Here is a 12367-nt window from a genome sequence, read left to right as displayed (position 1 = left end):
ACCGAGAACGTGATCGCGATGATCGACGAGGCCCTCGCCCGCTGACGTCGCCCCACGGCGCCCGCCCGCCCCGCGCGCCGGGGCTCGCGCGCAGGATCGGCGACGTAAACTCGCAGACGCCATGATCAGACCCGACCTGAGCCTCCCCATCCCCGAGACCATCACCTCCGCGCACTTCATCGGCGTGGGGGGCTCCGGCATGTCGGGCCTGGCCCGCATGTTCCTCGACCGCGGCATCCGGGTCTCCGGCTCCGACCGCGCCGACAGCGCGGCGCTGCGCGACCTCGCCGCCCGCGGGGCGACGGTCCACGTCGGTCACGACGCCGCGCACCTGGGCGATGCCGACACGGTCGTGCACACCGGGGCGATCTGGCCCGAGAACCCCGAGTTCGTGACCGCGAAGCAACGCGGCCTGCACGTCATCCACCGTTCGCAGGCACTGCACTGGCTCATCGGCGGTCGCCGCCTGGTGTCGGTCGCGGGGGCGCACGGCAAGACCACCTCGACCGGCATGATCGTGACGGCTCTACGCGCCCTCGACGTCGAGCCGACCTTCGTCAACGGCGGCGTCATCGCCGACCTCGGGGCGTCGAGCGGCACGGGCTCCGACGACCTCGTCGTGATCGAGGCCGACGAGTCCGACGGCACGTTCGAGCTGTACGACACCTCGGTCGCGCTGATCACCAACGTCGACCCGGACCACCTCGACCACTACGGCTCGCGCGACGCGTTCGACGCCGCGTTCGCCCGATTCGCGGATGCCGCGAGCGAGGCCGTGGTCATCTCGGCCGACGACGCGGGGGCGCGCGCCGTGCGCGAGCGCATCACGCACGCCACCGTGGTGACCTTCGGCGAGGACCCCTCCGCGGACGTGCGGCTCAGCGGCATCCGCACCGAGGGCCCCGTCGCCTTCACACTCACCGCCGACGGCGAGAGCGTCGAGGTGCGCCTGCGCGTGCCCGGTGCCCACAACGCCGTCAACGCCGCCGGAGCGGTGGCCGTGCTCCGCGTCCTCGGTCACCCCCTCGCCGACGCGGCCCGCGCGGTCGAGGGCTTCGGGGGGACCGTGCGCCGCTTCGAGCTGCACGGTACGCAGCACGGTGTCAGCGTGTACGACGACTACGCCCACCACCCCACCGAGGTCGCCGCGGCGCTGTCCGCCGCGCGGACGGTCGTGGGAGAGGGGCGCATCATCGCGATCCAGCAGCCGCACACGTACTCGCGGACGCAGGAGATGTACCGCGAGTTCGCCGAGGTGCTCGAGACGCACGCCGATCACACGGTCATGCTCGACGTCTACGGCGCCCGCGAGGACCCGGTGCCCGGGGTGACCGGCGAGCTGGTCAGCGGCGCGTTCGCCGACCCCGCGCACGTGCACTACGTGCCCGACTGGCAGCAGGCCGCGGAGTACACCGCGCGCGTCGCGCGTCCCGGCGACTACGTCATCACCCTCGGCTGCGGCAACGTCTACCAGATCATCCCGCAGGTGCTCGAGGCGCTCTCCCGCACCGAGGCGCCGGCGGTCTGAGCGTGCGCCGGCCCTCGCCCCTGCCGCAGCCGCCGGCGTCCGCCCGTGCGTCGAAGGCCGAGCGTCCCGCGGCGCGCGTGCCGCGGCATCCGGATGCCGTCGACGACACCGCCCCGGTGACGCCCTTCGTGCGGCCGGACGACGAGCGGACCGACGGCGGGCGGGCGGATGGCGTGGCGTCCGGCGACGACGGCGAGACCACGCGTCTGCGCGACGTGTGGCGCGCCTCGCGCGCGCGGCGTCGCGCGCTGTCGGCCGAGGTCAAGCGCTTCACGGTGCGGCAGCGCCGTCGTCGGCGCGTGTGGATCGGCGTGGGAGCGGCGTTCCTCGTGACGGTGCTGGGGACGGCGGGAGCGGCGTACAGCCCGCTGTTCGCCGTGGAGCGCATCGACGTCGTGGGCACCTCGCAGCTCGATGTCGCGGCGGTGACGGCCGCGCTGGACGCGCAGATGGGCACCCCCCTGGCGATGGTCGACGACAGCGCCGTGAAGGCCGCGCTGGTCCGCTTCCCCCTGGTCGAGTCGTACACGCTCGAGGCCCGCCCGCCGCACGACCTCGTCGTGCGGATCGTGGAGCGCACGCCGATCGGGGCGATGCAGACACCGGCGGGCTTCACGGTGGTGGATGCCGCCGGCGTCGCCCTGTCGACGACCCCCAACGCCCCGGCGGGGCAGCCAGTGCTCGACATCGCGGGTGGTACCGATTCGGCGGCGTTCCACGCCGCGGGGCGGGTCGTGCGGGCGCTGCCCGACGCGATCCGCGCGCAGGTCACCGCCGTCTCGGCGTCGACGCCCGACGACGTCACCTTGACGCTCGGCGCGTCGGGTTCGCGCGTCGTGTGGGGGAGCGCCGAGCGTTCGGCCGAGAAGGCGGTCGTCCTCGACCGTCTGATGGCGAAGAGCCCGCCGGACCGGGCCAAGGAGTACGACGTGACCTCGCCCGAGGCGGGCGTCGTCCGCTGATCTTCGAGGCGAAAACGGAACACGCCGCGTGTCGGTCCCGCGGGGCCCCGGACGCCGCCTACCTTCGAGCTAAGGAATTGCATACCGGGCAATTCTTTAACCCTCAACATGAGGTTTAGAGTTTCGGGTTCGGGGACAAACGGAGGCCGGCATGAGCCACAACCAGAACTACCTCGCCGTGATCAAGGTCGTCGGTGTGGGCGGGGGCGGCGTCAACGCCGTCAACCGCATGATCGAGCTCGGCCTGCGCGGCGTGGAGTTCATCGCGATCAACACCGACGCACAGGCGCTGCTCATGAGCGACGCCGACGTCAAGCTCGACGTGGGCCGCGAGCTCACGCGCGGCCTGGGCGCCGGAGCGGACCCCGAGGTCGGCCGCCGTGCCGCCGAGGATCACGCCGAAGAGATCGAAGAGGCCCTGCGCGGCGCCGACATGGTCTTCGTCACCGCGGGCGAGGGCGGCGGGACCGGCACCGGCGGTGCGCCCGTGGTCGCCAAGATCGCCAAGTCGATCGGCGCGCTGACGATCGGTGTCGTCACCAAGCCCTTCTCGTTCGAGGGTCGTCGCCGCCAGAGCCAGGCCGAGGGCGGGGTGCAGCGCCTGAAAGAAGAGGTCGACACCCTCATCGTCGTCCCCAACGACCGCCTGCTCGAGATCAGCGACCGCGGCATCTCGATGATCGAGGCCTTCGCCACCGCCGACCAGGTGCTGCTCGCCGGTGTCCAGGGCATCACCGACCTGATCACCACGCCCGGTCTGATCAACCTCGACTTCGCCGACGTGAAGTCGGTGATGCAGGGCGCGGGCTCCGCGCTCATGGGCATCGGCTCCTCGCGAGGGGCCGACCGTGCGATCAAGGCGGCCGAACTCGCCGTCGAGTCGCCCCTGCTCGAGGCGTCGATCGAGGGGGCGCACGGCGTGCTCCTGTCGATTCAGGGCGGGTCCAACCTCGGCATCTTCGAGATCAACGACGCCGCGCAGCTGGTCAAAGAGGCCGCCCACCCCGAAGCGAACATCATCTTCGGAACCGTCATCGACGACACCCTCGGCGACGAGGTGCGCGTCACCGTCATCGCGGCCGGGTTCGACGGCGGCGAGCCGTCGCTGCGCATCGACCCGGTCAGCGCGCAGCGGCCGGCCAGCATCCCCGTGGTGCCCGTCATCCCCGCCGACGACGTCGCCCGCGACCTCGACGCGGCCGAGGAGCAGAAGGCGGCGACCGAACGTCCCGTCGAGCGCGCCCCCGAGCGTCGTCCCGAGCCCGCGCCGGTCACCGCGCGCGTTCCCGAGACCTCGTACGACAACGGCTACGCCGACGACGACCTCGACGTGCCCGACTTCCTGAAGTAAGCACGAACTCTCCGACGAAAGCGGGTCCGGTCTCCACCGGGCCCGCTCTCGTCGTCGAAGGAGCAGCATGGACACCGCCCTGGCCGACCGGCTCGCCGCCGTCGACGATCGCATCCGGGATGCCGCCCGCGCCGCCGATCGCGACGTCTCCGGGATCACCCGCATCGTCGTGACCAAGTTCCACCCCGCCGCGCTCGTGCAGGACCTCTACGCCCTCGGCGTCCGCCACGTCGGCGAGAACCGCCAGCAGGAGCTCACCGCCAAGCGCGCCGAGCTCGGCGGCATCCCGGATCTGACCTGGCACTTCATCGGCCAGGCGCAGACCAACAAGGCGCGCCTGGTACGGGCGGGGGCGGATGCCGTGCACTCCGTCGATCGCGCGCGCATCGCCGACGCCCTGCACAACGCCGCGCCCGGCGATGACGTCCTCGACGTCCTGGTGCAGGTGAACCTTACCGACGACCCCGGCCGCGGGGGAGTGGCCCCCGAAGAGGTCGGCGCGCTCGCGACGCACGTGGCCGCCCTCGACAGCCTGCGCCTGCGCGGGGTCATGGCGGTCGCTCCTCTCGACGAGCAGCCCGCTCGCGCGTTCGAGCGACTGCGTCGATGCGCCGACGCCGTCCGGGCCGTCGTGCCCGACGCCGACTGGATCTCGGCGGGCATGACCGGCGATTTCCCCGAGGCGATCGCGATGGGCGCGACACACCTGCGGATCGGCTCCGCAATCACGGGCCCGAGGCCCCCGCGCGACTAGCCTCGGACCAGACGAGCGAACGGAGGATGCGATGTCGAACCCCCTGAAGAAGACCATGGTGTACCTGGGCCTCGCCGACGAGGAAGAGACCTACGAGGAGACGGCGCCGCAGCCCATCGCGCGCAAGCAGGCCGCACCGGCCGCTCCCGTGGAGAAGGCCGCGCCGGTCACCCCGCTGCACCGTCCCGCCGTGGTGCGCCAGCCCTCGGCCGGACCCGTGAGCGAGATCCTCACGGTGCACCCCAAGCAGTACCGCGACGCCCAGACGATCGCCGAGAACTTCCGCGAGGGCATCCCGGTCATCATCAACCTGTCGCAGATGAGCGACGCCGACGCGCGTCGCCTGATCGACTTCGCGAGCGGTCTCTCGCTCGGGCTGTACGGCCGCATCGAGCGGGTGACGAGCAAGGTCTTCCTGCTGTCGCCCGAGAACATCGCCGTGTCCGGCGACGGTGCGATCGCGCAGGCCGACCCCGAGGCTGCGCCCTTCGCGTCCCAGTAATCGATCGTGGCCGTCCTGAGCCTGATCGGCTCCGTCCTCAGCGCGATCCTCTTCATCTACATCGTGCTGCTGCTCGCGCGCCTCGTGCTCGAGTACATCCCGATGTTCAATCGCGAGTGGCGTCCCCGGGGTGCGACCCTGGTGCTCGCCGAGATCGTCTACACCGTGACGGATCCGCCCATCAAGCTGATCCGCCGCATCATCCCTCCCCTGCGCATCGGGGGCATCGCGATCGACTTCGGTTTCGCGATCGTGATGTTCGTCTGCTTCATGCTGTTGAGCGTCACGCGGTCCCTCGCGTCCGCCTGACGCATTCGCCGCCGCCCTTCGACACCGGTCGAGGGCGGCGGCTATGCTGTTCCGAAGCGGTACGCCCCGGTGCGACACCCCCCACAGTTCCGAAATCAGAGCTCTCGAAAGAGGAAACACCATGGCACTGACCCCCGATGACGTCGTCACCAAGCAGTTCCAGCACGTGCGCTTCAAGGAGGGCTTCGACCCCGACGAGGTCGACGACTTCCTCGACGAGATCGTCGTCGAGTGGCGCAAGACCATCGCCGAGAACGAGGAGCTGAAGACCAAGCTCGCCGCGTACGAGTCCGGCGAGGCCGCTCCGGCCGCGACCGAGGCCCCCGTCGCCGAGGCCCCCAAGGCCGAGGAGCCCGTGGCCGAGACCCCCGCTCCGGCGCCGGTCGCCGAGGCCCCCAAGGCCGACGTCGAGCCCGCCGCGCAGAGCGCCGGCATCATCGAGCTCGCTCAGCGTCTGCACGACGAGCACGTCGCCGAGGGCAAGGCTCAGCGCGACCAGCTCATCGGCGAGGCGCAGGCGCAGGCGGCGTCCATCGTCGCCGAGGCCGAGCAGAAGGGTCGCGAAGAGCGCGCCCGTCTCGAGAAGGAGCGCGTGACGCTCGAGGGCCGCATCACCGAGCTCCGCACCTTCGAGCGCGACTACCGCTCGCAGCTGCGTTCGTACATCGAGGGCCAGCTGCGCGACCTCGACACCACCGCGACGTCGTCGGGCTCGACCCCGGTGTCGGCGATCGGTCTGTAACTCTTTGCGCAGTCGACCTCCTCTGCGTTCGGCGGCGGCCGGCATCGTCATAGCGATCCTCGCGGTGGTGGTGCTGGCCGCCGACCAGTTGGCGAAGACCGTCGCCATCGACAGCCTCCCCCCGGAGCGCGTCGTCCCGGTGATCGGTGAAGCGCTGCAGTTCTACCTCGTGCGCAACCCCGGCGCGGCGTTCTCCCTCGGCGAGGGCGTGACGTGGATCTTCACGATCGCGTTGGCGATCGTGGCCGGGATCATCGTGTATCTCGCCGCGCGGCGCGTGCACTCCCGCCTGTGGGCCGTCGTGCTGGGCCTGCTGCTGGGCGGCGTGCTCGGAAACCTCACCGACCGGCTCCTGCGCGAGCCCGGTTTCCCGGTGGGTCACGTCGTCGACTTCATCTCGACACCGTGGATGATGCCCGCGATCTACAACGTCGCCGACGTGTTCATCGTGTCGATGATGATTTCGGTGGCGATCCTGGTGCTGTTCGGACTCCGGCTGGACGGCACTCGAGAGACCAAGGCCTCGCGCTCGACCGAGTCCGCCGCGGCCGACGACGCCCCCTCCGGGGCCGAGCCGGGCGCCCGCTGACATGGAGTCGCGGAGCCTCCCCGTCCCCGACGGGCTCGATGGGACGCGTATCGACCAGGCCCTGGCCAAGATGCTCGGCTTCTCCCGGACGTTCGCGGCCGAGGTCGCGGATGCCGGGGGAGTGAGCGTCGACGGACGCACCGCCGGTCGCAGCGACCGCTTGCGCGCGGGTTCGTGGATCAGCGTCGAGTGGGAGCCCAAGCGCGACCCCGAGATCGTCCCGGTCGCGGTGCCCGACCTCGGAATCGTCCACGACGACGACGACATCGTCGTGGTCGACAAGCCCTCCGGCGTCGCCGCTCACCCCTCCGTCGGGTGGGAGGGGCCGACGGTTCTGGGCGCCCTCGCGGCCGCGGGCTTCCGCATCGCGACCAGCGGCCCGGCCGAGCGTCGTGGCGTGGTCCATCGCCTGGACGCGGGGACGAGCGGTCTCATGGTCGTCGCCAAGACCGAGCGCGCGTACACCCTGCTCAAGAGCGCGTTCAAGGACCGCGAGGTCGACAAGATCTACCACGCCGTCGTCCAGGGGCATCCGGATCCGCTCGCCGGTACGATCGACGCGCCGATCGGGCGGCATCCCCACCACTCCTGGAAGTTCGCGGTCACCCCGGACGGCAAGGACTCCGTCACCCACTACGAGACGCTCGAGGCGTTCCCTCGCGCCTCGCTGCTCGAGATCCACCTCGAGACCGGTCGCACGCACCAGATCCGCGTGCACATGGCCGCGCACCGCCATCCGTGCGCGGGCGACCCCCTGTACGGCGCCGATCCGACGCTGTCGGCCCGCCTGGGGCTGACGCGCCAATGGCTGCACGCCCACCGTCTGGCGTTCGCGCACCCGGGATCGGGGGAGTGGGTCGAGTTCGCGTCGCCGTATCCCGCCGATCTGGCGCACGCGCTCGAGATCCTCTCCGACGGCGCCTGAGCCGGGACACGCGCTCGCCTCCGCCCGCCGGGGGTGGCGCGCCGCACGCGCACGCGGGGACGTTCCGCCGCGACGCGCCCGGGGAGACGGTCGCGGCTGAGGGTCGGCCTCGAACTTCCGCGGTCGATGTCGGAGGGCGAACGTAGACTCGTCGCGTGGCAGCAGACTCCTTCGTTCACCTTCACGTGCACAGCGAGTACTCGATGCTCGACGGCGCCGCGCGCATCGGCCCGATGGTCCAAGAGGCCGTCAAACAGGGCATGCCCGCGATCGCGGTGACCGACCACGGCAACACCTTCGCGGCCTACGAGTTCTACAAGACCGCCAAGGACGCGGGGATCAAACCGATCATCGGCATCGAGGCCTACGTCACCCCCGGCACCCACCGCTCCGACAAGGCGCGCGTGCGGTGGGGCACGCCCGAGCAGCAGAGCGATGACGTCTCGGGTTCGGGCGCGTACACGCACATGACGCTGCTGTCCGAGACCACCGAGGGCATGCACAACCTGTTCCGGTTATCGTCCAAGGCGAGCATGGAGGGCTACTACTTCAAGCCCCGCATGGACCGCGAGCTGCTGCAGACGTACGGAAAGGGACTCATCGCCACGACGGGCTGCCCGTCCGGCGAGGTGCAGACCCGCCTGCGTCTCGGGCAGTACGACGCGGCGCGGGCGGCGGCGGCCGAGTTCCAGGACATCTTCGGCAAAGACAACTACTTCGCCGAGATCATGGACCACGGCCTGTCGATCGAGCGTCGCGTCATGACCGATCTGCTCAGGATCTCGAAAGACCTCGGCATCCCCCTGGTCGGCACCAACGACCTGCACTACACGCACCAGCACGACGCCACGAGCCACGCGGCGCTGCTGTGCGTGCAGTCGGGTTCGACCCTGGACGACCCCAAGCGCTTCAAGTTCGACGGCGACGGGTACTACGTCAAATCGCCCGCCGAGATGCGTCAGGTGTTCCGCGACAACCCCGAGGCGTGCGACAACACGCTGCTCATCGCCGAGCGGTGCGAGGTCGAGTTCGACACCTCGGCCAACTACATGCCCCGCTTCCCCGTGCCCGCGGGCGAGACCGAGGGCAGCTGGATGATCAAAGAGGTCGAGAACGGCCTGCAGGATCGCTATCCCGACGGCATCCCGGATTCCGTGCGCAAGCAGGCCGAGTACGAGACCGACGTCATCCTGCAGATGGGGTTCCCCGGTTACTTCCTCGTCGTCGCCGACTTCATCAACTGGGCCAAGCGCAACGGCATCCGGGTCGGTCCCGGCCGCGGCTCGGGCGCGGGATCGATGGTCGCCTACGCCATGAAGATCACCGATCTCGACCCTCTGCAGCACGGTCTGATCTTCGAGCGCTTCCTCAACCCCGACCGCGTCTCGATGCCCGACTTCGACGTCGACTTCGACGACCGTCGTCGCGGCGAGGTCATCCAGTACGTCACCGAGAAGTACGGCGACGAGCGCGTCGCGCAGATCGTCACGTACGGCACCATCAAGGCCAAGCAGGCCCTCAAGGACGCCGGGCGCGTGCTCGGTTTCCCCTTCAGCATGGGCGACAAGCTCACCAAGGCCATGCCGCCCGCCGTCATGGGTAAAGACATGCCGCTGGACGGCATGTTCAACCCCGAGCACCCCCGCTACAAAGAGGCGAGCGAGTTCCGCACGCTCATCGAGACCGACCCCGAGGCCAAGACGGTGTTCGACACCGCGCTGGGGCTCGAGAACCTCAAGCGTCAGTGGGGCGTGCACGCGGCCGGCGTGATCATGTCGAGCGAGCCGCTGATCGACATCATCCCGATCATGCGCCGCGAGCAGGACGGCCAGATCGTCACGCAGTTCGACTACCCGGCGTGCGAGTCGCTCGGCCTCATCAAGATGGACTTCCTGGGGTTGCGCAACCTCACCATCATCAACGACGCCCTCGACAACATCGAGGCCAACCGCGGTCATCCCCTCGTGCTCGAGGATCTCGCCCTCGACGACGCGGCATCGTACGAGCTCCTCGCCCGCGGCGACACGCTCGGTGTGTTCCAGCTCGACGGCGGCCCGATGCGATCACTGCTGCGCCTGATGCGTCCCGACAACTTCGAGGACATCTCGGCCGTGCTGGCGCTGTACCGGCCCGGCCCGATGGGCGTGAACTCGCACATCAATTACGCGCTGCGCAAGAACAAGCAGCAAGAGATCGAGCCGATCCACCCCGAGCTCGAAGAACCCCTGGCCGACATCCTCGACACGACCTACGGCCTGATCGTGTATCAGGAGCAGGTGATGGCCGTGGCCCAGCGGGTGGCCGGGTACACGCTCGGTCAGGCCGACCTGCTGCGCCGCGCGATGGGAAAGAAGAAGAAGAGCGAACTCGACAAGCAGAAAGAGATCTTCTTCGGCGGTATGACCGAGCGCGGGTTCGGCGACGTCGCGCAGCAGACGCTGTGGAAGGTGCTCGAGTCGTTCGCCGACTACGCCTTCAACAAGGCGCACACGGCCGCATACGGCCTGGTCTCGTACTGGACCGCCTACCTCAAGGCGCACTATCCCGCCGAGTACATGGCCGCGCTGCTCACCAGCGTCGGCGACTCGAAGGACAAGATGGCGGTATACCTCAACGAGTGCCGCCGCATGGGCATCAAGGTGCTCCCGCCCGACGTGAACGAGTCGATCCGCTTCTTCGCCGCCGTCGGCGAAGACATCCGCTTCGGTCTCGGCGCGGTCCGCAACGTCGGCACCAACGTGGTCGACGGCATCGTCGCGGCGCGTCACGAGGCGAAGTACACCTCGTTCCACGACTTCCTGTCCAAGGTGCCGATGCACGTGGCCAACAAGCGCACCGTCGAGTCGCTCATCAAGGCGGGGGCGTTCGACTCGCTCGGCTCGACGCGCCGCGCGCTCGTCGAGGTGCACGAGGACGCCTGCGAAGGGGCGGTGCTCGACAAGCGGCGCGAGGCCAACGGCGAAGTCGGCTTCGACTTCGACTCGCTGTGGGACGAACCGCAACAGGTCGTCAAGGTGCCGGAGCGGCCCGAGTGGACCAAGAAGGACAAGCTGGCCTTCGAACGCGAGATGCTCGGGCTGTACGTGTCCGATCATCCCCTCGCCGGGCTCGAGGTGCCGCTGGCCAAGCACGCGTCCACGTCGATCCACGACCTGCTCGCCTCCGAGGACGTGCAGGACGGCGACCAGGTCACGGTCGCGGGTCTTCTCACCAGCGTGCAGCACCGCGTCGCGAAGCAGAGCGGCAACCCGTACGGCATGGTCACCGTCGAGGACTTCAACGGCGAGGTGACCGTGATGTTCATGGGCAAGACCTACGCCGAGTTCGCCCCCGTCCTGCAGGCCGACTCGATCCTCGTCGTCCGCGGCCGGGTGTCGCGGCGCGACGACGGCCTCAACCTGCACGCGCAGAGCGCGTTCGCCCCGGATCTCGAGGGTCTCGACGAGACCGGCGGTCTCACCCTCGTCGTGCCCGAGCAGCGCGCGAACGAGGCGCTGGTCGGCGAACTCGCGCACATGCTGCGCCGTCACGCGGGGTCGACCGAGGTGGTGCTCAAGCTCCACAAGGGGGGCTCGGCGAAGGTCTTCGAGGTGCCGATGCCCGTCCGCGTGACCGCGGACCTGTTCGGAGAGCTCAAGGGTCTGCTCGGCCCGAACTGCCTCGGCTGACGCCCCCTGTTTCCCCCCGTACGTCATCGTCACAACCCCAGCGGATGCAGAACACCCGCTGGTTAGGATGACCCGGCGCTGCGGCGCCCCTGGTGAAAGGACCACCGTGACCGATCAGACCCCCCACCACGACTCCGCGTCCGACGCGCCCGTGTCGGACGGTTTCGCGCGCGACGAGGATCGTCGCGACGACACGAACGCCGTGCGTTCGCCCCTCGACCGTTCCTCCTTCGACCGCTCCGCGCTCGAGCGCGAGGGCGTCGAAGCCGACGCGCACGACACCGGCGCCGTCGACGCCTCCGACCGCGTCGGCTCCTCCGCGACCCCGGCCCCGGCCGGAGCCCGCGGACGCGCCGGCTCCTCTGTGCCCGCTTCGGCGCACGCCAACGCCGCCCTGGCGATCCACGACGTGGATCATGCCGGCACCGCAGCGCACGGCGCGCGGCGCGCCGCAGACGGGCCCAACTACGGCGTGGGTCCGTTCTCGATCCGCGAGGTCGCCCTTCTCGGGGCGTGGGTCGTCGCCTTCTTCGTCTCGTTCTTCCGCACGAACATCCTCGATTCGCCCTCCGGGGTCCTGATCGGCGGTGCCAACGTGTGGCTGTCGGGACTCTGGTGGATCCCCGCCGCGGCCCTGCCGACCGTCGCGGTCGGCCTCATCGTGCTGCGGCGCCTCTCGCCGCAGGGCATCCGCCGCGTCGGCTCGCTCGGCATCGACCAGTTCGCCTCGGTCGCCTTCACCGTCGCCGCCCTCGTGTGGGTCGCCTGGGTGTGGGACACCGTGGCCGTCTTCAGCGAAACCGGTATCTGGACGCGCTCGTGGGTCATCTGGGTCGAGGCCGTCGTTCTTCTCGCCGGCGTCGTCCTGACCGTGTTCGCCCCCTTCATCCCGCCCTTCTCGCGTGACTTCCGCGATCGCGACGACGTCCCCGCCCACCGCAACGCGCGGCCCATCGGCCCCGTGGTCGCGCGTCCCCGGACCCCGCGCGCCCCGCGCACGCCCGCGGCGTCCGCCGCCGCGCACGACGGTACGGCCC

At 70.1% G+C, this 12367-nt stretch carries 11 protein-coding genes; all 11 read left to right on the top strand.

Features of this window, described 5'->3' with window-relative positions:
• The first annotated feature begins 121 nt into the window (after window positions 1-121).
• Window positions 122-1528 (top strand): UDP-N-acetylmuramate--L-alanine ligase, encoded by a 1407-nt coding sequence (murC, locus tag DBR36_RS05285; RefSeq protein ID WP_108317889.1) that lies wholly within the window; start codon window positions 122-124, stop codon window positions 1526-1528.
• A gap of 2 nt (window positions 1529-1530) precedes the next feature.
• Window positions 1531-2490, top strand: coding sequence for an FtsQ-type POTRA domain-containing protein (locus DBR36_RS05280; protein WP_108317888.1), 960 nt, complete (start codon window positions 1531-1533; stop codon window positions 2488-2490).
• A gap of 151 nt (window positions 2491-2641) precedes the next feature.
• Window positions 2642-3841 carry a cell division protein FtsZ gene (gene ftsZ / locus DBR36_RS05275; protein WP_108317887.1) on the top strand — a complete coding sequence of 400 codons (1200 nt, stop codon included), beginning with the start codon at window positions 2642-2644 and terminating at the stop codon, window positions 3839-3841.
• 67 nt (window positions 3842-3908) lie between these two features.
• On the top strand, window positions 3909-4595 hold the full coding sequence (locus DBR36_RS05270) for a YggS family pyridoxal phosphate-dependent enzyme (protein ID WP_108317886.1): 687 nt from the start codon (window positions 3909-3911) through the stop codon (window positions 4593-4595).
• Window positions 4596-4626: 31 nt separating this feature from the next.
• Window positions 4627-5097, top strand: a complete 471-nt coding sequence (locus DBR36_RS05265; protein ID WP_108317885.1) for a cell division protein SepF — start codon at window positions 4627-4629, stop codon at window positions 5095-5097.
• A gap of 6 nt (window positions 5098-5103) precedes the next feature.
• Window positions 5104-5406 (top strand): YggT family protein, encoded by a 303-nt coding sequence (locus DBR36_RS05260; protein WP_108317884.1) that lies wholly within the window; start codon window positions 5104-5106, stop codon window positions 5404-5406.
• A 121-nt stretch (window positions 5407-5527) separates the two neighbouring features.
• Window positions 5528-6148, top strand: a complete 621-nt coding sequence (locus DBR36_RS05255; RefSeq protein ID WP_108317883.1) for a DivIVA domain-containing protein — start codon at window positions 5528-5530, stop codon at window positions 6146-6148.
• 64 nt (window positions 6149-6212) lie between these two features.
• The gene (gene lspA, locus DBR36_RS05250) at window positions 6213-6737 is read left to right on the top strand and encodes a signal peptidase II (protein ID WP_375136056.1); all 525 of its coding nucleotides are present in this window, start codon (window positions 6213-6215) and stop codon (window positions 6735-6737) included.
• A 1-nt stretch (window position 6738) separates the two neighbouring features.
• Entirely contained in the window at window positions 6739-7662 is a 924-nt protein-coding gene (locus tag DBR36_RS05245) for an RluA family pseudouridine synthase (protein ID WP_108317881.1), read from the top strand.
• A 203-nt stretch (window positions 7663-7865) separates the two neighbouring features.
• On the top strand, window positions 7866-11330 hold the full coding sequence (dnaE, locus tag DBR36_RS05240; RefSeq protein ID WP_375136057.1) for a DNA polymerase III subunit alpha: 3465 nt from the start codon (window positions 7866-7868) through the stop codon (window positions 11328-11330).
• Window positions 11331-11436: 106 nt separating this feature from the next.
• The coding region (locus tag DBR36_RS05235) for a hypothetical protein (RefSeq protein ID WP_108317879.1) at window positions 11437-12367 on the top strand (931 nt) is incomplete at its 3' end.

The sequence above is a fragment of the Microbacterium sp. HMWF026 genome, assembly GCF_003061325.1.
GTDB lineage: Bacteria > Actinomycetota > Actinomycetes > Actinomycetales > Microbacteriaceae > Microbacterium > Microbacterium testaceum_E.
This window is presented reverse-complemented; position numbering and strand designations above follow the sequence as displayed.

Coding starts and splice junctions, on each gene's coding strand:
- DBR36_RS05270 (WP_108317886.1), top strand. CDS start 3,909: ATGGACACCGCCCTGGCCGACCGGCTCGCCGCCGTCGACGATCGCATC.
- murC (WP_108317889.1), top strand. CDS start 122: ATGATCAGACCCGACCTGAGCCTCCCCATCCCCGAGACCATCACCTCC.
- dnaE (WP_375136057.1), top strand. CDS start 7,866: ATGCTCGACGGCGCCGCGCGCATCGGCCCGATGGTCCAAGAGGCCGTC.
- DBR36_RS05255 (WP_108317883.1), top strand. CDS start 5,528: ATGGCACTGACCCCCGATGACGTCGTCACCAAGCAGTTCCAGCACGTG.
- ftsZ (WP_108317887.1), top strand. CDS start 2,642: ATGAGCCACAACCAGAACTACCTCGCCGTGATCAAGGTCGTCGGTGTG.
- DBR36_RS05245 (WP_108317881.1), top strand. CDS start 6,739: ATGGAGTCGCGGAGCCTCCCCGTCCCCGACGGGCTCGATGGGACGCGT.
- DBR36_RS05265 (WP_108317885.1), top strand. CDS start 4,627: ATGTCGAACCCCCTGAAGAAGACCATGGTGTACCTGGGCCTCGCCGAC.